This window comes from Stutzerimonas stutzeri RCH2, from assembly GCF_000327065.1.
In the GTDB taxonomy this organism is placed as follows: domain Bacteria; phylum Pseudomonadota; class Gammaproteobacteria; order Pseudomonadales; family Pseudomonadaceae; genus Stutzerimonas; species Stutzerimonas stutzeri_AE.
The window spans coordinates 3,310,444-3,332,423 of sequence record NC_019936.1; the positions used below are offsets into that span (position 1 = coordinate 3,310,444).

Genomic DNA, 21,980 nt, shown 5'->3' on the forward strand with positions numbered 1-21,980 from the left:
AAGGTGGAAGCGCCCCGCCGGTACCCCGCCCGCATTGCTTTTCGTTCCAGACGTTCGCCGGTCACTGCTCTGCGAACGCCGCACGATGGCAACAGAGAGAATCGAGAGACAACCCTGCCGCGACGATACGTAACCTTGACGCAGCTTTTGCCCCTCGGGTGTTTGTGCCACACTCACGACCTTTCGAGCCCGTTACCGGAATCTATGCACCCTCTGCTACCCAGCCTTGCCGCCGCCGCTCTTTATGCCGGCGTCACGGGTTATCAAAGTTTGCGTCTGGCACAGCGCGCCGCACCGGACAAGCGTCTCTTGCTCGGCCTCGGCCTGCTTGCCCTGCTTGCCCATGGCATCAGCCTTTTCATTCAGCTGCTCTCCCCCAGCGGCTTGCACCTCGACTTCTTCACCGCTTCGAGCCTGATCGCCGCCGCCGTCATTCTGCTGATTCTTCTGGCTCTGCATCGAATGCCAGTGGAGAACCTGCTGCTGCTTCTGTTTCCGCTGGGCTGCCTGACCGTGCTGTTCGCACAGTTCGCACCGTCCGGCACCGCACCAGCGATCGCCGAGGAGCCTGGGATTCTTGCGCACATCCTGCTATCGATCCTCGCTTATGGAATGCTCACGATCGCGGTGTTCCAAGCGTTGTTGCTCTTGCTGCAGGATCATCACCTCAAGCACAAGCACTCCTCAGGACTGATCCGCAATTTTCCGCCACTGCAAACAATGGAGAGCCTGCTGTTCGGCTTTCTCTGGGCGGGCTGGGTACTGCTGTCTGCCTCATTGCTCTCGGGCTGGTTGTTTCTCGACGATCTTTTTGCCCAGCATCTGGTCCATAAGACACTCCTCTCGGTGATCGCCTGGGTCGTGTTTGGGCTACTGCTGTGGGGCCGACAGCAACTCGGCTGGCGCGGCTACAAGGCCATCCGCTGGACGCTGGCTGGCTTCTGCCTGCTGATGCTGGCGTACTTCGGCAGCAAGCTGGTCCGCGAATTCATCCTGCATATCTGACGCGAACAGGTAACCCGTGGAAAATCTCCATCCCGGCTTTCTGGTCGGACTGCTGGTCTTTCTGCTGCTGTGCTCGGCTTTCTTCTCCAGCTCCGAAACCGGCATGCTCAGCCTCAATCGCTACCGCCTAAGGCATCAAGCCAAGGAAGGCCATCGAGGCGCGCGACGCGCCAGCGAGCTGCTCGCTCACCCGGATCGCCTGCTCGGCACCATCCTGGTCGGCAACAACTTCGTCAACATCCTCGCCTCCTCCATCGCCACGGTTCTGGCCATGCAGCTCTGGGGTGAAGCAGGCATTGCGATTGCCACCATCGGCCTGACCATCATCCTGCTGATATTTGGTGAAATCACACCCAAGACTCTGGCGGCGTTGCGCCCGGAAATTGTCGCCTACCCGGTCAGCCTGCCGCTGAAGATGCTGCAGAAGGTGCTTTACCCGCTGGTCGCGATGCTGAGCTGGGTGAGCAACGGCCTACTGAAGCTGCTCGGCGTCGACCTGTCGAACAAGGGCAACGACAGCCTCTCGACCGAGGAACTGCGCAGCGTGGTGCGCGAGTCTGGCAGCGACCTGCCGTTGAATCGCCAGAGCATGCTATTGGGCATTCTCGACCTGGAACGCGTGACCGTCGACGACATCATGATTCCGCGCAACGAGGTCACCGGCATCGACCTCGACGATGACCTGGAATCGATCGTCAGCCAGCTACGCACCACACCTCACACCCGTCTGCCGGTGTTTCGCAACGATATCAACCAGATCGAAGGCATCGTCCACATGCGGCAGATTGCACGTCTGCTCAGCCATGATCAGCTGACCAAGGACAGCTTGCTGGCCGCCTGCAGCGAGCCTTATTTCGTGCCGGAAAACACCCCTCTTTCGACCCAGCTGCTGAATTTCCAGAAGCAGAAGCGACGGATCGGCATCGTGGTAGACGAATACGGTGACGTGCGCGGCGTCGTGACGCTTGAGGACATCCTCGAAGAAATCGTTGGCGAGTTCAGCAATCAGGACGCCCTGCGCAGCCCCGATATCCACCCGCAGGACGACGGCACACTGGTCATTGATGGCGCCGCCTACATCCGCGAGGTGAACCGCGCACTGGACTGGCAGCTGCCGTGTGACGGCCCGAAGACGCTCAATGGCCTGATCACCGAAGCCCTGGAGCACATGCCGGATGCCGGCATCTGCTTGCAGATCGGCAACTACCGCCTGGAGATTCTGCAGGCGGCCGACAATCGGGTGAAAAGTGTACGCGCCTGGACGATTGGCGATGCACGGGCGGCCGACCAGCAAGCGCAATGATGGAGCCGGCAGGCGCCGGCTCCACAACCTTCATAACTCGACTTTTACCGCAGCAGCAGCGCGCAGCGCCTTCTGCCTTGCTGCGTCGATGGACACGTCGCGCGCCAGCGCCACGCCCATGCGCCGCTGTCCGCTGACGCCTGGCTTACCGAACAGGCGCAGCGCCGTATCCGGCTCCGCCAGCACGTCGGTCAGGTTGCCGAAGCTCACTTCGGTGGACTCGCCTTCCACCAGAATTACCGCCGACGCTGCTGGGCCGAGCTGACGAATTACCGGAATTGGCAGCCCGAGAATTGCCCGCGCATGCAGGGCGAACTCGGACAAGTCCTGCGACACCAACGTAACCAGCCCGGTATCGTGAGGGCGCGGCGAGATCTCGCAGAACCAGACCTGATCGCCTTTGACGAACAGTTCGACGCCGAAGATGCCACGTCCGCCTAATGCATCGGTGACCGCCAGGGCGATTCGCCGCGCCTCGGCCATTGCCACGGACTCCATCGGCTGAGGCTGCCAGGACTCCTGATAGTCGCCTTTCTCCTGACGATGTCCGACCGGCTCGCAAAAGCTCGTTCCGCCCGCGTGCCGGACCGTCAGCAAAGTGATTTCGTAATCGAAATCGATGAACCCCTCGACGATGACCCGACCGCGACCTGCTCGTCCGCCCGCTTGCGCGTAGTCCCAGGCGGCGTCGATGTCCGCCTCACTGCGCAGCACCGACTGGCCCTTGCCGGATGAACTCATCACCGGCTTGATCAAGCAAGGGAAGCCCAGCGCGCGAGCGGCGGTGCGACATTCATCCAGCGAGTCGGCAAAGCGATAGGGAGAGGTCGGCAGGCCGAGTTCTTCGGCGGCGAGGCGGCGAATGCCCTCGCGATTCATTGTCAGCTGCGCAGCCCGGGCCGTGGGTATGACGCTGTAGCCTTCTTGCTCCAGCTCAACCAGCGTGGCCGTGGCGATGGCTTCGATTTCCGGAACAATGTAGTGCGGGCGCTCCTGCTCGATCACGGAGCGCAATGCGGCGCCGTCGAGCATGTCGATTACATGGCTGCGGTGCGCTACCTGCATCGCTGGTGCATTGGCGTAGCGATCTACGGCGATCACCTCGACGCCGAGGCGCTGCAGTTCGATGACCAGCTCCTTGCCCAGTTCGCCACAGCCGCAAAGCAGGACGCGCGTGGCGCTGGGAGACAACGGGGTGCCTATTCGTGGCATGGATTTCCCTCAAACGTCGAAAAACGAGCGCGCAACGCACTCTGCTACATCAGCTGGCCGCCAAGACGGGCTCTCTCACCGCAACGCTGCAGCACGTCGCGGCGCTCGTCATTGCTCATCAAACCCCAACGGCGAATCTCGTCCGCACTGCGCTGACAACCAACGCACAGGTCGTCTTCATCCAAAGCGCAGAGGCTGACACACGGCGAGGCTACTGGCTTTTCCTGCGTGCTCACTCATCGGGCTCCAGATCCCGCGCATAGCGCTGGGCGTTATGCACGTAATGGGCTGCGCTGGCTTCGAGCATCTTCTTCTGCTCATCGGTCAGTTCTCGCACCACCTTGCCCGGTGAGCCGACCACCAGAGAACCATCGGGAATCTCCTTGCCTTCCGCGATCAGCGTGTTGGCGCCGATGATGCAATGCTTGCCGATCTTCGCCCCGTTGAGCACCACAGCATTGATGCCGATCAGGCTGTAATCACCGACCGTACAACCGTGCAGCATGGCGTTGTGGCCAACGGTAACGCCGGTGCCCAGCGTCAGCGGGTGCCCCATATCGGTATGCATCACGCTGCCATCCTGGACGTTACTGTTCTCGCCGATATGGATCAGCTCGTTGTCACCGCGTAGCACGGCGCCAAACCACACGCTGGCGCCGGCATCCAGCCTGATCTTGCCGACCAACGTGGCACTGGGCGCTACCCAGCTCTGCGGATGCGCTTGGACGCGCGACTCTCCCAGACGGTATTTCACGACACACCTCTTCTTGTCAGTACGGATGGATCAGCCTAGCGGCGCGGCTCAGGGCTCGCTACGCCCGGATAGGTCGATGAAGGCAGCTGGCGCACGGCGCATTTCGATACCGGCGTCGTATATGACGTTGACCAACTCGACGATCATGATCGCCGTCAGGCCCCATATCTGGTACTCGCCATAGCGGTAGGACGGGATATACCAGCTCTGTCCCTGGTAATCGATGCGATGTGTGACTTCGCGCGGATCCTCACAGAAGAACTCCAGCGGCACCGAGAAGACCGAGGCGATTTCCGCATCGTTGGCGCGGTACTCGACATAGTCCGGAACCAACCCGACATAGGGCGTGACATGGATGCCATGCACCGATACCAGGCTGCTGAGCGGGCCGACGACCTCGACCATGCCAGGCGCCAGCCCGACCTCTTCCTCGGCCTCACGCAGTGCGGTGTGCAACAGGTCACGGTCTTCCGGATCGCGGCGCCCGCCCGGAAAGGCTACTTCGCCACCATGGGTGGACAGACCGGCGGCACGAAGCGTCAGCACCAGCTCCGGCGACTCGCTGCGGGTGATCGGCATCAGCACGGCCGCCTCGGGCAGACGGTCTTCCGGCTCCAGAAGATGCGGAGAATAGGCGCGCACCCGGTGGAGTATTTTGTCCAGCATGAATTTTCTCGTTTCGTCTTTGACCGGCATCATGGCATGAAAGGCGCAACGGCCCAAGGCCTCGAAATAGCCAATCGAGCCGCTCGAACGGATCGCCTGAATGTCCATTGCCACAACTGCAAATCATGGGTCTGTCAGCCGACGAGGAACCCGTAACGTCCTTGCTCAATCGCCAAGGACACACCAAGATTTGCCGGAACCAACAGGAATTCGCTCATGAAATACTGCAACCAGTGCGGCAACCCGGTGCTGGTCCGTATCCCCGACGGCGACAATCGCCCACGCTTCGTCTGCGACGCTTGCCAGACCGTCCACTACCAGAACCCACGCATCGTCGCTGGCTGCGTACCCGTCTGGGACGACTGCGTGCTGCTCTGCCGGCGCGCGATCGAGCCTCGGCGGGGTTACTGGACCTTGCCGGCAGGCTTCATGGAGAACGGCGAGACCCTGCAACAGGCTGCTGAGCGCGAAACACTCGAGGAAGCCTGCGCCAGGGTTCGTGACCTGCAGCTCTATACGCTGTTCGATCTGCCGCATATCAATCAGGTGTACATGTTCTTCCGCGCTCAACTGGTCGATCTGGACTTCTGCGCCGGAGATGAGAGCCTGGAAGTGAAGCTGTTTGAGCAGCAGGATATCCCTTGGTCCGAGCTGGCTTTTCCCACCATTGGCCGTACCCTAGAATGCTTCTTCGCCGACCGGGTGCAGCAGACCTTCCCGGTGCGCAATGAAGCCGTGAGTGGCTATCGAAACCGCCAGCAGAACCGGATTACAGACTGACGCGTCTGTCGCCCCACTGGCACAAACTGGTCTGATGAAGTCTTTCAGGAATGCCTCGATGCGCTGGCTGTTCGCCCTGCTCTGCCTCACCTTTACTGCGCTTTCCCACGCCAATGCGACCCCTAGCCTGGGCAGCACGCCTATCGACAAGGTTCTGGTGATCAAATCCGAACGCAAGCTGCATCTGGTCAGCGCCGGCCAGACGCTCAAGAGTTATCGAGTGTCGCTGGGCAAGCAGCCAAACGGAGCAAAGCTGCGTGAAGGCGACCTGCGCACGCCCGAAGGCTTCTATTGGATCGATTGGCGCAAGACCAGCGATAAGTACAACCTGTCGATGCACATCTCCTACCCCAACGCGCGCGATCTCGCCCGCGCGCAGCAGGAGGGCGTACCGCCCGGCAACATGATCATGCTGCACGGCACACCACTGGATGAGGAATATCCGGAGTGGTTCTTCCACACCCTCGACTGGACCGAAGGCTGCATCGCCTTGACCAACAGCGACATGCGAGAGATATGGCAACTGGTAAAGGACGGCACGCTGATCGAGATTCGTCCGTAGCAGGCCCGAGGCAGCCGCTGACAGACTTTCAAGGCGTGCCCTCGAGCCTGGTCAGAACTGCATGTCGGACAGCCGCCACACGTCGTATGCAGGCGTCTCGTAGGGATGGGCCTTTTTCAAGGCCCTGACACTATCGTGAATGAGCTCATCCGCCACCACCATCTCGACCTTCCACTCGGGTACGTGCTGCACCTGCCCCGTCTGCCCGATAAATGGCTGGCTGCCCTCCAGCGGCCGATATTGTCCCTGGCCTAGCACTTGCCAGCAGCAACTGTCGTAAGCGCCTATACGCCCCGCGCCAGCCGCGAACACTGCTTTCTTGACCGCTTCCAGATGACTGTCTGGAACATAGAAGCACAGCTTGTACAAATTATCACCTCCAACCCAGAAAATATGCGGCCTTCAAGGGGTGCGCCCTGCTTTTGGGTAGAATTATTGGGTAGAATTGCTGGATAGAATCTTGCCTAGTGATGCCATCATGCCATCAAGAAAAAACCATCTTCTGCTACGCGGATCAACGTATCACGCAAGAATCGACATCCCCGCCGCCCTACGCGCTGCTTTTGGCAGTCGCCGTGTGCTGAGCAAAAGCCTCAAGACAGGTGACGCCCTGCTGGCTCGTGAACTGGCAGCGGCACAGGTGGCAGCTTGGAAAGCTGAGTTTCGACAGCTCCGAGACTCACAAATTCGACGCGGCAGCGCCTGGCAGGAACACGTTGCCAAGCATGGCCAAGCACTAGACCTTAGTCGGCGTAAACAGCTCCTTGGTGCCGTAGAGGAAACCACTCCCGCCCGTACAGAAGCCGAGGCCGATGCCATCCTCAAAGCTTTAGAAAACCTCTTGGCTGAGTCAGAAGCTGAACAGCTCGCCGCTGGCATCCCCCAGGAACAGATCAGCCGTGCAAACGAGCTGTTGCGCCTGAAGCTCACATCATCCGGTGTTGATCGTGTTGCCCACATCAAAGATTTGAACGAGTTGTCCCGTCAGACCTTGGTGGCCTACGCAGCACAAGACAACGTGCTCACCACTGACGAACAGGCAGAAGCCCAGACGCTCATCAGCAGCCCCAATGGGTACAAACCAAAATCACCGTTTACTCAGTCTTTACAACGTAGGTTCGCAGACTGGTACGCAACACAGAGCGAGAACGAACGCACCCGCTCTGTTGCGCTCGCAAAGATCGAAGCTTTCAGTGGTTGGCTGACAGCCGAAGGACAACAGCTCACGTTCGATAGCGTGGCTCAGTTTCTCGACTCCCTTGGATCGAACAGGCAAACACGCCAAGGCTACCTATGGAGCCTGCGCAAGCTTCATAAATGGGCCTGCCGCTATGACCAGCCATACCGCCAGCAATTCGCAGACAAGCCGAGTCCGTTTGATGGGCACACACACCCACGAGTCGGTAAAGGCTCCGGTGGCTCTTGGGCCGCGTTCACACGACAGGAAGCCGAACAGCTCCATCGTGCAGCCGTGGCAAAGCAGGACACCGACCTTGCGGACCTGATTGCCTTCGCCTGCTTTACAGGTTGCCGAATCGAAGAGCTTGGACGGATCAGCACCAACACCACGTTATTCGATGACCAGGGCGAGCCGGTCGCCTTCCGTGTTGACGATGCCAAAACCAAAGCCGGCATCCGTGAGATTCCAATCGCCTCGGCATTGCTTCATTTATATAAGAGCCGTCTCAAGCTTGCAGAAGCCCCAGGCGGCTATCTGTTCGTAGGGAACGACAAGACGAAAAGCGGCATCCGCCTTAACGCACTGTCCCAGCGTTTTACAAAGCTGAAACGAGGCGAGGGCTTCAGCGATCAGCACGTTTTCCACAGCTTCAGAAAGCTGACAGCGACACAGCTCGAACAGGCAGGGGCACCAGCACTCACAATACCAAGCATCCTCGGGCACACCCGTGGGCACATCAGCTTCGATGTGTACAGCTCAGGTGCGAGTTTTGACCAGAAGAAAGCAGCCATTGAACTACTGACTTTCGACTTTCGCTAAACGTCCACGCAACACCCCTTTTGACTATGGTTTTTCGTAGTGTAAAAACGCGATCAGCCTTTCAGCGCCTCCCAGTTCATCTGAAACAGAGAACGTCGATTTAAAGGGCTGTTTTCCGTTAGTTTCAGAAAGTTGCTCTTATGTCAACTATTAGATTGACTTTTTGCACTTTCCATGAAACAATGCGCACCATATCCAGCTCGTCAGCAATATAGATAAAAGCCAACCAAGCAAAGCGCTGATGTTGCCTGTGGTAGAACTTGAATAATTAAAAAATATATGAAATAGTTTGCAATTAGCTGCGTTTTACTATTGCAAAAACAGCGGTTTAGGTGTATAATAATAGTGAAGGAAGGGAATAACTTTCCTTATAAAGTTTCTCATCTCTACTCCAAATCAAACTGTTAAAACTAAACCTCGTCCTTCGGGGTTTTTGCGTTCCTGAATTTCGTCTGCGGTGCTTCCTCTGCACAATAGGCAAATAAACCAAGTTCCTCTTCTTGGCTTGGTATCTACGGTGCACTCCGCAAAGGGTGCCTTATAAGGGTGGCGGTCTACGTCACCCTTCTTTTTTGAAATTACGTTTTTAACTCTGAATATCCTAAATTCTTTAAGGAGAATATTTAATGGCCGACGTTCAACGAGCTTGTATCTGGTGTGGAAACACTTACCAAGCAAAACGAAGCTCTGCAAAGGTGTGTAGCACCAAATGCAGCAATGAGATGAATTATGTTCGTGCCCGCGATTGGGACTGGCTAACACCAGACGAATTTACACAGACGCTGATGAACTGGATTGCATCAGGCAGTCATATGAACCCGAAACATCCTTTGGTAGCGGTGGACAACGCCCTGGCTGATGTATACCGGAGCCTTAATAACCTTTTAAAAGTAGCAGGAGAAATTAAATGATGACCACCTGCCCTGTATGCGGCACTGAGTTCGTAAAACGCCGTAAAAACCATAAACATTGCTCTTCACGTTGCACGCTGTCGCTGTTCCGTATTAGACAGAAAGCACTTGAGGCATTCCACAGCACACTACTAAGCCTTCATTCAAAAGCATCTTTAGCACTGCTGATTGACGGGATGACACCACAACATAAGGAGGACAACAGTTAATGCGAGACACTTTGTATTTAGGATGTAAATGCTACCAGAAACAAACATTCATTCTTGAGACTGAGCTACTTGCACAGCTTGAGCTTAAAGCTAAACAACAACACACGACGCTCTCAGAGCTGGTGAACAATCTACTAAAAAGCGAGGTTAACAATGATGCGATTCGATCCTGAACACTACACACGACACGGCATATTCATTCCAAACGAGCTAACTGATGACTTTAAAGCTTTGCACACGGGTAAGTCCCTCGGTGGCGTTTTAGTCGAGCTACTGCGTGATTTCGTCATTCATCAGCAGCTTAAACAAGAACTGAAGAATCTGAATCAATAGGAGATACCAAATGCGTGCCCACCTTAATGATCGTGCAAAAAGTGAGCTACTGGAAATTATGTCCGTTCTAAACGAAACAAATACCAGCCACACACTAAACAAACTGATTAGCCAAATGCACAAACAAATCGTCCAAACCCATACTTGTGAGGTAAACACTAATGACCAACGCAGCACCGAAAACCACCAATAACAGCCGCAACGCAATTGAGGCAGTAAAGACACGATTTGTTCGTGTCCCGAGCAACAACACCTATCCCCGCTTCCGTGACTTAATTACAAATATCGATCAAGCGGACGCCGGCATCCTCCTCGACTTCTACCGTAAAAACGGCGGCAATGATCCCGACGTAAACGAAAGCTACATTCTTGCATGCCTTCCTTGGGCCTATGGTGAAGGTTTTAAACCTAATGCTGGTCCTGTTCTCGATGGTGGTCTAATTAACCTCTGGCAACCTTCTAAGGTGCAACCAACAGGGGAGAAGATTAGTAAAGAACAAGTAGCCCCGTTCATTGAGTTTCTACAGCGGTGGTTTCCTGATGAGTTGGAACGCCATTATTTCGGCTGGTGGCTGTCTCACGCGGTCCGTAAGCCTGACGTCCGTATGATTGCCACTCCCGTTCTACGGTCGGAACACGGCGTCGGTAAGGGCTTCTTGGTGGAAACCCTGCTGTCTGGGCTGCTCGGTAAGTCATCGGTCGCTGTGTGTGGCCTGAAGGACGTTGTAGGCGACTTTAACGACGTTGTAGAAGGCAAAACCCTGCTGCTAATCGACGAGGTTTACAAGAGCAAGAAAAGCACTACAGACGCTCTCAAGAGCTTCCAGGGCAACGCCACGATCCCGCTTCACCGTAAACATAAGCCGACGATCACCATTGAAAACTATCTGAATTTTATAATTACAAGTAACGATCATTTGCCGCTTGTGTTGGAAAAAGGCGACCGCCGTTTCTGGATTCCTGCGTTCATCCGTCACCGTGAATCGGTACAAGAGACAGCAGCATTCCTAAACGATACGTTCAAGCCTTGGCTGCTTGATGGTGGCTTTCAGTTGGTGCGTGATTATTTGGAACAGGTTGATCTGTCGAAGCATCGCGCAACAGACGCACCGCCGATGACCACAAGCAAACAGGAACTGATGGGATTCTCTACAACTGACAAGCTTGAAGATGTTCTGTCCGATGTAGTAGAGGCCAACGCAGTGCTAACTGTTAAGTGGGTGAAGCAGCAGTATGCAGACGAGTTTGAACACGGACTGTCAGATATGGCCGTTGCTAACGCCCTCTTGAATATGGGGTGCAAACAAAGGAAGACCAAACTTCAGCGATACTATGTTACACCGTTCGGTTTTGAGTCTGGCATTAACTTAGACTCAACGGCAAAAGAACTTGAAGAAGCGATGCCAAGCAAATCATTTTAAAGGTGACACCTTGGTAGACAGGTGACACCTTGGTAGACACCCTGACAAATAAGCTGTCTACCCTGAGAGACCCAGTATATGCGGCTCTTGGAGACAGGTAGACAGGGTGACACCTTTGCGATGTCTTTTTCTAATTAGTCTTACGGTTGCAATAAGAGCGAAGTGAAACGAGAGCGATTATTGCCGAACGTAGTGAGATAGCTTCTCCCGCCTTTTAAAAACATAACCCTAAAAAATCATTAAACCAAATTTGACTTAATTCCAAGTCAAAACTGCGGGCTTCTATTGCCCGAATTTTATAACCAAGAGGAAACACAAAATGAAAGAACACGTACAACAACCTAAATTTATCAATGAACAAGAGCTTGATGCTCGGATTGAAAAAGCTCAATCAGCTTATAAGAACAGCCACGCCGCTTGCTCCCGTGTGAATGAGGGAATTCTGCCCATTTACACGAAACGAGTTCTTGAGTTTGTAGCGCAAGGTTATACGTTCGCTGAACACCTGCCCTGTTCTGCTCATCCCGGCAGCTATACAGCCTATATGCTCAAGCCTGAACATATTCAACAGGAAGAACTAAATACCATCGCTGTTGACGTAAAAGAAAAGTATCTCGCTGACATTGAGGATTACAACAAGCATCAAGAAAATCTTCTTACAGAGCAACTGTATCAAGCTGAGAAACGAAAGCAGGAAGAAGCAGAGCGCAAGAAAGAAGAAGCTCTTCGCAAGAAAGCTGCTCAAGAAGCAAAAGAATATTTCCAATCGATTCAACAGGAGGCTAAATAATGAGCACTGATGCATTTGATCGCGCTATGCGCCGCGCTCTCGAAAAGAAAGCCACCGCACCAGAAGTAAAGAAAACAGAGCCTGTTAAAGCTGTAACCCCTGCTCTCTCAGAAGAAGAGATTCAACATTATGTGGCAATCATTGCGGAAGCTGCCCAAGGTTTCAATCCAAACGAAAGCACAACAGACCGCATTATCCGTGAACGTCTCGAAGCCCTTGAGCTTCGTTAATAAGAACAGGACGGGGCGAAAGCCCCTCTTCTAATAAGGATCAACTAAATGAACAAAACACAAGAACTCCTGCTAAAGCAATTCAACCCGGAAAAGCTGGAAGCTATCAAAACTGCAAAGCTCGAAAAGGTCGCTGCTGTCATTGAAGCGGCTGAGCTTCTGCAATCCCTACTCAACGAGCAGCAGGAAGCCAAGAAAGAACAGATTCTTTTTAAATCTAATCTCAGTGCCAAAGGCTTTGAGAAGGTAGGCCAACAATGCAAATAGCATCATATTTTGCCTCAGTTGGGTTTAACGTTCGAAAGCAAGACCTCAAAGCTGTTGATGCAGCATTGCGGCAGATACAAAAACGCCTTGAGCTTTTCCAAAAGAACATTGGCAAAAGCCTCACCTTGCCAGAGCTGAAGATTAAGAAAATCACACTCGACAGCCTCTCCGCACAACGCACACTACAAACCGAGCTAAACAGGACTGGTCGCCTTCTTGAACTTCGTATCGGTAATGTCCGCCTTGACCAAAACAAGATAAATAGTCAGGTTCAGAACGTTTTTCAACGTGCAGCTAACACCGCCCGAATGAACGTTCGTACAATCGCTGGCACTGGTGGCGGCGGTAATGTTTACCCCATCCCCCGTCTACCACAAATGAATAATGGCGGTGTATTTGGTGCTGGGTTTGGTGGTGGCTTCGGCGGCAGTATGATCCCCCGCTTTGGGCCTGGAATGATGGGTGCTGCCGGTATTGGGGCTGCTGGTGTATATGGCGCTCAGAAAGTTGGACAGGCTCAAGACGCGAATGCAAAAGCACAAACCCAACTACTCAAGCTACGAACATCGGGGAGCACTATCGCAGGACAACCAATTGAACAGGCTTTGATTGGGTTGAGTAATGAGATTGGTGTTAGTGCAGAAGGACAGGTAGACGCATTCAGCCGATTCTTGAAGCAAACCAAAAATGCCAATATGACAAGCGACCAAGGTTTCAAGCTGTTCAAAGATATGAGCATCGCCACCCGTGGCAATGGCGGCGATCAGCAGAGCATCGAACGCCAATCATACGCTTTGCAGCAAATCCTCGGTATAGGGTATCTGCGATCCGAAGAACTGAACCAACAATTGGCAGACTCAAACCCCGCAATCAAAGGCTTTATTCAACGAGCCTACACAGAGCGCACAGGCAAAGAAGGCACGGAGAACTTTCTGCGAGCTATGAGCAGGCGTGAAGTCTCAGTGGCGGATGTTCTTCGTGGTTATGAATTGAGTGCTAAAGCTGCTGCCGGTGCAGTGGCTCAGATGGCTGATTCGATTGATGGTGAACGTGCCCGGCTTGAAAACTCGAAGTTCTCAGAACAGCTTAGTCGTGTGGGTAGCGACCTGACAGGTGCAACAGCCGATTATGTCCGTGCACAGGGCGAGCTTCACGAGGCAATGAAACCTCTGCGTGATTCGTTCTATACCCTCGCCGCCGCTGGCACATCAGTAGCCGCAAAGCTCATCTCGGCTTTTGGTGGCAAGCTCTCTACCGCCCCAGCTCTCAACGGTCAGTTGACCAACGAACAACGCAGCCTCGCACCAATGGCAAGCAGCACGGGACGTGGCATGTTGTCTGTACCGGATATCCGCGTACTCAATCAGCCTTCGATCCCGCAATTCCTCTCCCCGATGCCAGTGCAGCAAAAGGAGTGGCAAAAGGCAGCATCTGAATATTCACGCCCCTCGTTCGAGTCTGTGTTGCAGTCAATGCGCCCATCAAGCGTAAGCAACACCACTACTGTCAGCCCTGGTGCAATCGTGATTCACACACAAGCTACGAACGGTGACCAACTCGCCGCTGAGCTTGAACCACGTATGCGGGAGCTGTTCCACCGAGAGACGACTTCGATCTTTCAGGGTGTGATGGTTGAATTCCCCGATCTGGAGTGATGCCTGTGATCTATACATGTTTTTCATTCAAACAAGCAGATCACGACAAAGGCGGTCAGCTTCTTCGGTCCAAAGCAGATGAGTTTTTCTCAAACCCAGCTTTCGGCCTCGCCGCCTCTCAGTGGGCGCACAACGAGCCTTACGGAAAACATTGCCTGCTGTTGGCCTTTGATCGCCCATCAAGCCCTTTGCCGGATGTTCGAGAGGTGCTGAGTAACGTTCCTTGCGCTTGGATCAGCTGGGTGGGTAGCGTCGTTTTCGATGATAAATATAGGTTCGATCAATTCGTCATCGGCTATGTCGGCTACTCGATCAACAAGGTTCGTATCCCGTTGTTGCCCGATCTGCCGGGTTATCCATCAATACCACCGAAGTACAGCGGCTATTGGCGCAAGGCTAGTTAAACGTCTGATAACTGTACAAAAAACGTACAAATAAGGGAGCTTAGGCAATCTAGGCTCCTTGGTTATTCCTGCTGCATTCGGCTCTATCCGTGATGTTTCCTGCCACTCATGGATTGTTTGTTAAGCCGTTTTCCCTCTCAAACCACAATATTTAGTGTTTTGTCGCAAGGCAAAGCCCATATCTTGTGTGCTATGTCAATTCACATACGCAAATTCAATTAGGATCATTTTTTAAATGCACAACAGTAATCGAGTCATCACCACCGTGTTCGGCATCCTGCCATTCTTGAATGTCGGCCTTCTCGCTTGGGGAATGATTGTTGTAACCAGCGTCCCAGCGACACAAAGCCAGCTCACAGCAGCCCATCAGCGGATTGGTGAGCTTGAGCTACGTCAGACAAACACGCTTCAGTATTCAGAAGCCCGAATCAACAGCCTTTCCTCAAGCCTCGATGCACATCAGAACGAAACACAGCGTCGATTCAAGGTGCTCGAATCCCGAATCAACACCATGCGCTAACGGTGTTCATCAGGGCATAACCTGCTGAACACAAATCGATGAACACGCTTCGCTTGATTATCTGTATTCAAGTAGGTTGTGTTCATTGCTTTTCACCCCTACACTGCAAACATCTAAGACGTAGATGAACACAGCAAAGGGGCAGGATCATGGCAACGGTCGGTTATGTTCGAGTTAGCACGGTGGACCAGAATACAGAGCGCCAGCTTGACGGCCTCACCCTGGACAAGGTGTTTGAAGACAAATGCAGCGGTAAGGATGCCCACCGCCCTGCCCTGCAAGCGCTCATCGAATACGTGCGTGAAGGTGACACCGTAGTCGTTCACGACATCAGCCGTATGGCTCGTAACCTCGAAGACCTGTTGAGCCTCGTTAAAGCCTTCAACAAGCGTGGCGTAGCGGTACGATTCAACAAAGAAGGACTGAGCTTCACAGGTGAAGCCAATCCCATGCAGGAACTCATGCTTTCTATGCTGGGTGCTGTGTATCAATTCGAACGCTCGATGATGCTGGAGCGTCAGCGGGAAGGCATTCAGCAAGCCAAGCAGGCAGGCAAATACAGAGGCGGCAGACCTCGTGTCGATGCAGAGGCAATCAAGGCCGCTCTAGATTCTGGCCTATCAATTCGTAAGGCAGCAGAAGCGCTTGGAGTCGGTATCAGCACTGTCCAGCGAGTGAAGGCCACAGCCTGACCACCTTCGATCCTCTCCCTTCAGCCCTGCCGTTCTGGTGGGGCTTGTTTGTTACTTGTACAAACACCCCTGAAACGTCGATCAAACATGCCCTAAGCGGCCTCTATAGCAGCTCTAAACGAGCGTTCTCTACCAAACCAGTACGCCTACATAGGCTGACGCTTAGCGCTGCTCTGAGTGCTGGATATTTGGGAAAAAGAGCTGTTTCTGGATTCTGAGCTTCGGCGGGCAGTTAAGCCAATCAGCCCCCGAGCGGGATATTTCCAAGAAGAGAACACCCCTCACCAGATGAATGAAGGGTGCCTGTGTCTGACAGGGGTTATTTGGACAAGAACGCATCGGCGGTGTAGGCCGTTTTCCCACTTGGTAGCTGGATAAGTGCGCCGCCGCCGGCCGCTGGATCGAGATAGCTAACGCGCATCGATTGATTGACCAAACGACATGCTCCACTTGAAATGAGCCGTTGCATTCCTGCTTCGTCTTGATCGATAGCAGCCGCCTTCATGTCCCTCCAGTCGCCACCACTGAAGCAAATGATAGAGTCGCTTTTCAGCGTCATCTGAGGGTAGCTAGCTCCAAACACAGGCGACGCTGACACAGCGAGCAGAGATAGCGCGAAAGCAAAACGTCTCATTTGAATATCCTTTTCTTAGGTAGATTTGCCACCTCCGGAGTGATGGCATATCGACATCCTAACGCCGATTCAGTGAGAAACACTACTGCCCTCCGACGTGTGTATATACGCAAAGAAAAGGGGCGGTCGCCCGCCCCTCTGAAGGTTAGAACAAGGTCAGTTGCCCTGGATGGCTTCTCCAGTGGGCGCATACGTCCTCCCACTGACCAAAGCGAAACCTCCGGTATGCCCTAACGTGAACACTACGGAACTGCCGCCCATACAGCCTACGTCTACGAGGAGGTCTCATTTTCGATCCCCCTTCTTGCGACGTACTGGCAAGCGCCACACCTTCAGCCCGTAGGCACGGGCGTCCAGCACTTTGTTCCCACACCGGCGATACCGGCAGTATGTGTATTCCTGTCCATCGTCATCGGATGGAGGTAACTCATTGTGGCTCATAGAAATTCCTCAGAAGGAACCGCCACGAACCGAACGGAACGCAAGAAATTGTCGACTCGCCCTTGACCGCTTTGTCATTTAGCGCGATAAAACGGTTGAGTGCGTAAGGGTGTATGCCTACAATGCGTGCCTCGCTCAATTCGTGATCGGGTTGGGTATTGCTTCCTCAGGGTCAGTTTTCCAGGCCGGTCCCTTTGGTAAGCGTTCAGTGTTGCTCTAGGCTCCAGTCGCTTCGCAGCTCCTGGGGCTTTCTTATGCCCACAACAATTGTGTGGCACGCTTAATGCTACTCGGGCCGACTGGATAGATCAACAGTCTTTTCAACCAAAACACAACATGTAGTGGCATGGCACCGGGAGCCAGCACAGGATATCGCCACGACATCCGATTGCAACTTGTGTGTTCTGGGATAAGCTGTGGATAAGTTGTGGGGCACCTGTGCTCAGGTTATGTACAGATTGCTGTAGCCGGCGTGGTGCTTGGCTTGCCGTAAAAGCCGATCAAATGTACGTCGCATGCTCGATTTGGACTCCCTCAGCCCTCCTTCGGCTTCATATCGTGGTGCCCATAGTGAAACGGGTACGCAGTACTGTTCTGAAGCTGCACAAGCTCAACGTAGCTTCGGTTGGCCTCTCGCTGTGCCGTCTTAGCCTTCTCGTTCGCAGCGCTTAGCTCCTGCTGGCATTTCGCATAGAGCTGCACCAGCTTCCGCCGCTCAGCCTTTAGCGCCCTCACCTCGTCCCGTAACTCATGGCACTCCTCTCCAAGCAGGCGAGCATGTTGTTGCCACATCTCAGCCGGAGTGGGCACACCTAAGAGAAATTCGAAATCATCTGGGCACGACATGACAGCCCCTCAATACTGTTTATCTATACAGTATATCGAGAGAGAGAAGTGTAAGGCAGGGATTTAGATGAGAAGCAGGAGCGTAGATTGTTTGGGTAGAAATGTTGGGTAGAAGTCGAGCACGAGCAGCGTCTTAACCAACTGAAATACAAGCATTTTTCGTATTACAGCTAGAAGCACAGCTTGTACATCGACCTCTCCGTGCAGATGAAACCGGCCTCGTTCGGCAGGCGAAGTGGCATTCTGCCATCGATGTTCGCGCCAAATGGTGCGGCGCGTCATAGCTCAGACGACACTTAACGCTGGCGGTTCATAGACCATCGTCACAAATGAAAAAGCCCGCCGATATGCTATCGGCGGGCTTCTGGAGTGGGCTCGGTTGACCAGATCGATCAGTCCACCCAGACCCGCGCATTGCGGAACATGCGCATCCAGCCGCCGTCTTCCTGCCACTCGTCAGGGCGCCAGGAGTTGGTCACGGCGCGGAACACCCGCTCCGGGTGCGGCATCATGATGGTCACACGGCCGTCGCGGCTGCTGAGACCGGTGATACCGCGTGGCGAGCCGTTCGGGTTGGCCGGGTAGCGTTCGGTGACCTTGCCGTGATTATCCACGAAGCGCAGCGCCACGGTGCCGGAGAGATCCGCCTGCAGCATGGCCTCTTCGCTCTCGAATTCCGCATGGCCTTCGCCGTGGGCGATGGCGATAGGCAGGCGGGAGCCGGCCATGCCCTGCAGGAAGATCGATGGCGAATCCTGCACCTGGACCATCGCCACCCGAGCTTCGAACTGCTCCGAGCGGTTGCGTACGAAGTGCGGCCAGTTCTCCGTGCCCGGGATCAGTTCGTGCAGGTTGCTCATCATCTGGCAGCCGTTGCACACGCCGAGGGCGAAGCTGTCCTTGCGCTCAAAGAAGGCCTGGAAGCCATCCCGTGCACGCGCATTGAACAGAACGGACTTGGCCCAGCCTTCACCGGCGCCGAGCACGTCGCCGTAGGAGAAGCCACCGCAGGCGACCAGGCCCTTGAACTCCTCGAGGCTGACGCGTCCGGAAAGGATGTCACTCATGTGCACGTCGACCGCAGCGAAACCGGCACGATCGAACGCCGCCGCCATTTCCACCTGGCCATTGACACCCTGCTCGCGCAGCACCGCAATCTGCGGACGAACGCCACGCTTGATGTAGGGCGCCGAAATGTCTTCGTTCACGTCGAAGCTGAGCTTGGCGCTCAGACCCGGGTTGTCCTCTTCGAGCAGCGCGTCGAACTCCTGATCGGCACACTCGGCGTTATCTCGCAGGCGCTGGATCTGGTAGCTGGTTTCTGCCCACTGACGCTGCAGCAGACGGCGCTCGCCGGCGAACACTTCGTTTTCGCCGTGCTTGATCGATACATGGCCGTTGTTGACCGGCTGACCGATGACAGCGACGCAGTCACCCAGCCCGGCAGCGCTGAACTGCGCCAGCACGATCTCGGTGTCGCCCTGACGCACCTGAATCACCGCGCCAAGCTCTTCGTTGAAGAGCATCGGGGCGACATCCACGGCGCTTTCCAGAAGACCATCGAGATTCAGACTCAGGCCGCAGTGACCGGCAAAAGCCATTTCCAGCACGGTGGTCAGCAGCCCCCCGTCGGAACGGTCGTGGTACGCCAGCAACAGACCATCGGCATTCAGCCCCTGGACCACGGCAAAGAATGCCTGCAGGTCTTCGGCATCATCGACGTCGGGTGCCTGGCGACCAAGCTGACCGTATACCTGCGCGAGAATCGAAGCGCCCATGCGGTTCTGCCCGCGCCCCAGATCGATCAGGATCAGGTCGGTGGCGCCCTTGTCCAGCCGCAGCTGCGGGGTCAGGGTCTGGCGAACATCAGTTACCGGAGCGAAGCCGGAAACGATCAGCGACATTGGCGAGGTCACGCTTTTCTCTGCGCCCTCCTCGCTCCAACGGGTTTTCATCGACATCGAGTCCTTGCCCACCGGAATGGTCAGGCCCAGCTGCGGGCACAGCTCCATGCCGACGGCGCGAACGGTCTCGTACAAGCGTGCGTCTTCACCCGGATGGCCGGCAGCGGCCATCCAGTTGGCGGACAATTTGATGTCGGAAATCTTCTCGATGCGCGCTGCTGCCAAGTTGGTCAGCGTTTCGCCAATGGCCATGCGGCCCGACGCCGGGGCATCCAGCAGTGCCAGCGGCGTGCGCTCGCCCATCGCCATGGCTTCGCCGGTGTAAACGTCGTAGCTGGTAGCCGTAACGGCGCAGTCGGCGACCGGCACCTGCCAAGGGCCGACCATCTGATCGCGAGCCACCTGGCCGGTAATGCTGCGGTCACCGATGGTGATCAGGAAGCTCTTGCTGGCGACAGCCGGGTGACGCAGCACGCGGGTGACGGCTTCGCTCAGATCGACCGCAGCCGCATCGAAGTCATCACCGAGCTCAGCTTCACGGCTGGCGCTGCGGTGCATGCGCGGCGGCTTGCCGAGCAGCACTTCCAGCGGCATGTCCACCGGAGTGTTGCCGAAATGGCTGTCGGTGACAGTCAGCTGTGGCTCTTCGGTCGCCTCGCCGACGACCGCGAACGGGCAGCGCTCACGTTCGCAGATGGCTTGGAAACGCTCGAAATCGACGGTGCTGACGGCCAGTACGTAACGCTCCTGGGACTCGTTGCTCCAGATCTCGTGCGGGGCCATGCCCGGCTCGTCGTTGGGCACGTTGCGCAGTTCGAAACGGCCACCGCGACCACCGTCGTTGACCAGTTCCGGGAAGGCGTTGGAGATGCCGCCAGCACCGACGTCATGGATGAAAGCAATGGGGTTCTGGTCGCCCAGCTGCCAGCAGCGATCGATGACCTCCTGGCAACGGCGCTCCATTTCCGGGTTCTCGCGCTGCACCGAGGCGAAATCCAGATCGGCAGAGCTGGCACCGGTCGCGACCGAGGATGCGGCGCCGCCGCCCAGACCGATCAGCATGGCCGGGCCGCCGAGCACGATCAGCTTGGCGCCAACGGTGATTTCGGCTTTCTGCACATGATCTTCACGGATATTGCCCAGGCCACCGGCGAGCATGATCGGCTTGTGATAACCACGCACCTCGTCGCCGCGCGGCGTGCTGATCGACTGCTCGAAGGTACGGAAGTAACCGGTCAGCGCCGGGCGACCGAATTCGTTGTTGAACGCGGCGCCACCCAGCGGGCCTTCAATCATGATGTCCAACGGCGTGACGATGCGTTCCGGCTTGCCATAGGCCTGTTCCCACGGCTGTTCGAAGCCGGGGATGTTCAGGTTGGAGACGGTGAAGCCGGTCAGGCCCGCTTTCGGCTTGGCACCACGACCGGTGGCGCCCTCGTCGCGAATCTCACCACCGGAACCGGTGGAAGCACCCGAGAACGGCGAAATTGCGGTCGGGTGGTTATGCGTTTCCACCTTCATCAGGATATGCACCGGCTCCTGCACCGCGCCGTACTGGCGGGTTTCAGGATTGGGGAAGAAACGTCCTGCGGTGTGGCCGACGATGACCGACGCGTTGTCCTTGTAAGCGGATAGCACGTTCTCACTGTGCATCTGGTAGGTGTTCTTGATCATGCCGAACAGCGACTTGTCCTGGCTTTCGCCGTCGATGTCCCAGCTGGCATTGAAGATCTTGTGGCGACAGTGCTCGGAGTTGGCCTGCGCGAACATCATCAGTTCGATGTCGTGCGGGTTGCGCTTGAGGCCCTGGAAGGCGCTGACCAGATAATCGATTTCATCTTCGGCCAGGGCCAGGCCGAGTTCGGTGTTGGCCTTTTCCAGTGCGGCGCGGCCGCCACCGAGGATGTCCACCGCAGTCAGCGGTTTGGGCTCGGCGTGGCTGAACAGGTTGGCGGCTTCTTCGAAGCGATTCAGCACCAGCTGCGTCATGCGATCGTGCAGCGCAGCGGCAATCAGCTGTGCATCACCATCGGAAAACTCGCCCTGCACGTAGTAGGCGATGCCCCGCTCCAGCCGCTGGATCTTCTCCAGACCACAGTTGTGGGCGATATCGCTGGCCTTGCTTGACCACGGCGAGATGGTGCCGAAGCGAGGCACCACCAGGAACAGCCGACCAGCAGGTTCCTGCACCGGCACACTGGGGCCGTACTTCAGCAGGCGGGTCAGTACGTTCTGCTCATCCGCGCCAAGCGTGCCGGAAACCTCGGCGAAATGGGCGAACTCGGCATACAGTCCGCTGACAGCGGGGACCTTATCGGTCAGTTGTGCCAGGAGCTTGCCATGACGGAAGGCGGAAAGAGCGGGAGCGCCGCGCAGGATCAACATCGTCGGAACAGCCTCGGAGGGGGGAGCAGTCGGGGCACGTATTCTAGCCCATGACGG

Annotated in this window: 22 protein-coding genes; 15 read left to right on the top strand and 7 right to left on the bottom strand. The window is 55.7% G+C overall.

The genetic code is table 11. The features are described from left to right. The first annotated feature begins 204 nt into the window (after positions 1-204). Both PSEST_RS15255 and PSEST_RS15260 read left to right on the top strand, forming a co-directional pair. A complete protein-coding gene (locus PSEST_RS15255; RefSeq protein WP_015277866.1) occupies positions 205-1,005 on the top strand; it encodes a cytochrome C assembly family protein in 801 nt (266 codons plus the stop codon). Positions 1,006-1,021: 16 nt separating this feature from the next. Then, positions 1,022-2,308, top strand: coding sequence for an HlyC/CorC family transporter (locus tag PSEST_RS15260; protein WP_015277867.1), 1,287 nt, complete (start codon positions 1,022-1,024; stop codon positions 2,306-2,308). Between the two features lie 30 nt (positions 2,309-2,338). On the opposite strand, the gene purT is transcribed toward PSEST_RS15260, so the two are convergent. From purT to PSEST_RS15280, 4 genes are read right to left on the bottom strand one after another with little or no spacing between them, the layout of a single operon-like run. After that, the gene (gene purT, locus PSEST_RS15265) at positions 2,339-3,520 is read right to left on the bottom strand and encodes a formate-dependent phosphoribosylglycinamide formyltransferase (protein WP_015277868.1); all 1,182 of its coding nucleotides are present in this window, start codon (positions 3,518-3,520) and stop codon (positions 2,339-2,341) included. A gap of 44 nt (positions 3,521-3,564) precedes the next feature. Next, positions 3,565-3,756 (bottom strand): DUF1289 domain-containing protein, encoded by a 192-nt coding sequence (locus tag PSEST_RS15270; protein WP_015277869.1) that lies wholly within the window; start codon positions 3,754-3,756, stop codon positions 3,565-3,567. Next, complete coding sequence (locus PSEST_RS15275; protein WP_015277870.1) at positions 3,753-4,274, bottom strand: gamma carbonic anhydrase family protein; 522 nt, start codon at positions 4,272-4,274, stop codon at positions 3,753-3,755. The genes PSEST_RS15270 and PSEST_RS15275 overlap by 4 nt, the downstream gene beginning before the upstream one ends. A gap of 48 nt (positions 4,275-4,322) precedes the next feature. Then, positions 4,323-4,940 (bottom strand): CoA pyrophosphatase, encoded by a 618-nt coding sequence (locus tag PSEST_RS15280; RefSeq protein WP_041757041.1) that lies wholly within the window; start codon positions 4,938-4,940, stop codon positions 4,323-4,325. A gap of 216 nt (positions 4,941-5,156) precedes the next feature. Here PSEST_RS15280 and PSEST_RS15285 point away from each other — a divergent pair, with 216 nt between their 5' ends. After that, positions 5,157-5,720 carry an NUDIX hydrolase gene (locus PSEST_RS15285; protein ID WP_015277872.1) on the top strand — a complete coding sequence of 188 codons (564 nt, stop codon included), beginning with the start codon at positions 5,157-5,159 and terminating at the stop codon, positions 5,718-5,720. Positions 5,721-5,778: 58 nt separating this feature from the next. Further along, entirely contained in the window at positions 5,779-6,282 is a 504-nt protein-coding gene (locus PSEST_RS15290; protein WP_015277873.1) for a L,D-transpeptidase family protein, read from the top strand. Positions 6,283-6,333: 51 nt separating this feature from the next. Here PSEST_RS15290 and PSEST_RS15295 read toward each other — a convergent pair whose 3' ends face one another. Then, positions 6,334-6,651 carry a YqfO family protein gene (locus PSEST_RS15295; protein WP_015277874.1) on the bottom strand — a complete coding sequence of 106 codons (318 nt, stop codon included), beginning with the start codon at positions 6,649-6,651 and terminating at the stop codon, positions 6,334-6,336. A gap of 91 nt (positions 6,652-6,742) precedes the next feature. Here PSEST_RS15295 and PSEST_RS15300 point away from each other — a divergent pair, with 91 nt between their 5' ends. From PSEST_RS15300 to PSEST_RS15340, 11 genes are all read left to right on the top strand, one after another. After that, positions 6,743-8,281, top strand: a complete 1,539-nt coding sequence (locus tag PSEST_RS15300) for a tyrosine-type recombinase/integrase (RefSeq protein ID WP_015277875.1) — start codon at positions 6,743-6,745, stop codon at positions 8,279-8,281. Positions 8,282-8,907: 626 nt separating this feature from the next. Next, complete coding sequence (locus PSEST_RS22155; protein WP_015277876.1) at positions 8,908-9,192, top strand: hypothetical protein; 285 nt, start codon at positions 8,908-8,910, stop codon at positions 9,190-9,192. After that, positions 9,189-9,401, top strand: a complete 213-nt coding sequence (locus PSEST_RS22160) for a hypothetical protein (protein ID WP_015277877.1) — start codon at positions 9,189-9,191, stop codon at positions 9,399-9,401. The genes PSEST_RS22155 and PSEST_RS22160 overlap by 4 nt, the downstream gene beginning before the upstream one ends. A gap of 494 nt (positions 9,402-9,895) precedes the next feature. Next, positions 9,896-11,155 carry a primase-helicase family protein gene (locus PSEST_RS15310; protein ID WP_015277881.1) on the top strand — a complete coding sequence of 420 codons (1,260 nt, stop codon included), beginning with the start codon at positions 9,896-9,898 and terminating at the stop codon, positions 11,153-11,155. Positions 11,156-11,474: 319 nt separating this feature from the next. Beyond that, positions 11,475-11,945, top strand: coding sequence for a hypothetical protein (locus PSEST_RS15315; RefSeq protein WP_015277882.1), 471 nt, complete (start codon positions 11,475-11,477; stop codon positions 11,943-11,945). Then, positions 11,945-12,175, top strand: coding sequence for a hypothetical protein (locus tag PSEST_RS15320; RefSeq protein ID WP_041756728.1), 231 nt, complete (start codon positions 11,945-11,947; stop codon positions 12,173-12,175). The genes PSEST_RS15315 and PSEST_RS15320 overlap by 1 nt, the downstream gene beginning before the upstream one ends. Before the next feature lie 48 nt (positions 12,176-12,223). After that, positions 12,224-12,442: a hypothetical protein gene (locus PSEST_RS15325; RefSeq protein ID WP_015277883.1), complete on the top strand. Its 219-nt coding sequence runs from the start codon at positions 12,224-12,226 to the stop codon at positions 12,440-12,442. After that, positions 12,433-14,097 (top strand): tape measure protein, encoded by a 1,665-nt coding sequence (locus PSEST_RS15330; RefSeq protein ID WP_015277884.1) that lies wholly within the window; start codon positions 12,433-12,435, stop codon positions 14,095-14,097. Before PSEST_RS15325 ends, PSEST_RS15330 begins: the two co-directional genes overlap by 10 nt. Continuing rightward, positions 14,097-14,501 carry a hypothetical protein gene (locus tag PSEST_RS22165; protein WP_157372399.1) on the top strand — a complete coding sequence of 135 codons (405 nt, stop codon included), beginning with the start codon at positions 14,097-14,099 and terminating at the stop codon, positions 14,499-14,501. Before PSEST_RS15330 ends, PSEST_RS22165 begins: the two co-directional genes overlap by 1 nt. Before the next feature lie 235 nt (positions 14,502-14,736). Then, the gene (locus PSEST_RS15335; RefSeq protein ID WP_015277885.1) at positions 14,737-15,021 is read left to right on the top strand and encodes a hypothetical protein; all 285 of its coding nucleotides are present in this window, start codon (positions 14,737-14,739) and stop codon (positions 15,019-15,021) included. 149 nt (positions 15,022-15,170) lie between these two features. Beyond that, positions 15,171-15,713, top strand: a complete 543-nt coding sequence (locus PSEST_RS15340) for a recombinase family protein (protein WP_015277886.1) — start codon at positions 15,171-15,173, stop codon at positions 15,711-15,713. A gap of 319 nt (positions 15,714-16,032) precedes the next feature. On the opposite strand, the gene PSEST_RS15345 is transcribed toward PSEST_RS15340, so the two are convergent. Continuing rightward, positions 16,033-16,347 (bottom strand): hypothetical protein, encoded by a 315-nt coding sequence (locus PSEST_RS15345; RefSeq protein WP_041756729.1) that lies wholly within the window; start codon positions 16,345-16,347, stop codon positions 16,033-16,035. Positions 16,348-18,026: 1,679 nt separating this feature from the next. Next, positions 18,027-21,923 carry a phosphoribosylformylglycinamidine synthase gene (gene purL, locus PSEST_RS15355; RefSeq protein ID WP_015277889.1) on the bottom strand — a complete coding sequence of 1,299 codons (3,897 nt, stop codon included), beginning with the start codon at positions 21,921-21,923 and terminating at the stop codon, positions 18,027-18,029. Positions 21,924-21,980: the final 57 nt, after the last annotated feature.

Coding starts and splice junctions, on each gene's coding strand:
- PSEST_RS15330 (WP_015277884.1), top strand. CDS start 12,433: ATGCAAATAGCATCATATTTTGCCTCAGTTGGGTTTAACGTTCGAAAG.
- PSEST_RS15280 (WP_041757041.1), bottom strand. CDS start 4,940: ATGCTGGACAAAATACTCCACCGGGTGCGCGCCTATTCTCCGCATCTT.
- PSEST_RS15310 (WP_015277881.1), top strand. CDS start 9,896: ATGACCAACGCAGCACCGAAAACCACCAATAACAGCCGCAACGCAATT.
- PSEST_RS15255 (WP_015277866.1), top strand. CDS start 205: ATGCACCCTCTGCTACCCAGCCTTGCCGCCGCCGCTCTTTATGCCGGC.
- PSEST_RS15285 (WP_015277872.1), top strand. CDS start 5,157: ATGAAATACTGCAACCAGTGCGGCAACCCGGTGCTGGTCCGTATCCCC.
- PSEST_RS15325 (WP_015277883.1), top strand. CDS start 12,224: ATGAACAAAACACAAGAACTCCTGCTAAAGCAATTCAACCCGGAAAAG.
- PSEST_RS15340 (WP_015277886.1), top strand. CDS start 15,171: ATGGCAACGGTCGGTTATGTTCGAGTTAGCACGGTGGACCAGAATACA.
- PSEST_RS15290 (WP_015277873.1), top strand. CDS start 5,779: ATGCGCTGGCTGTTCGCCCTGCTCTGCCTCACCTTTACTGCGCTTTCC.
- PSEST_RS22165 (WP_157372399.1), top strand. CDS start 14,097: ATGCCTGTGATCTATACATGTTTTTCATTCAAACAAGCAGATCACGAC.
- PSEST_RS15335 (WP_015277885.1), top strand. CDS start 14,737: ATGCACAACAGTAATCGAGTCATCACCACCGTGTTCGGCATCCTGCCA.
- PSEST_RS15320 (WP_041756728.1), top strand. CDS start 11,945: ATGAGCACTGATGCATTTGATCGCGCTATGCGCCGCGCTCTCGAAAAG.
- purL (WP_015277889.1), bottom strand. CDS start 21,923: ATGTTGATCCTGCGCGGCGCTCCCGCTCTTTCCGCCTTCCGTCATGGC.
- PSEST_RS22155 (WP_015277876.1), top strand. CDS start 8,908: ATGGCCGACGTTCAACGAGCTTGTATCTGGTGTGGAAACACTTACCAA.
- PSEST_RS15315 (WP_015277882.1), top strand. CDS start 11,475: ATGAAAGAACACGTACAACAACCTAAATTTATCAATGAACAAGAGCTT.
- purT (WP_015277868.1), bottom strand. CDS start 3,520: ATGCCACGAATAGGCACCCCGTTGTCTCCCAGCGCCACGCGCGTCCTG.
- PSEST_RS15345 (WP_041756729.1), bottom strand. CDS start 16,347: ATGAGACGTTTTGCTTTCGCGCTATCTCTGCTCGCTGTGTCAGCGTCG.
- PSEST_RS22160 (WP_015277877.1), top strand. CDS start 9,189: ATGATGACCACCTGCCCTGTATGCGGCACTGAGTTCGTAAAACGCCGT.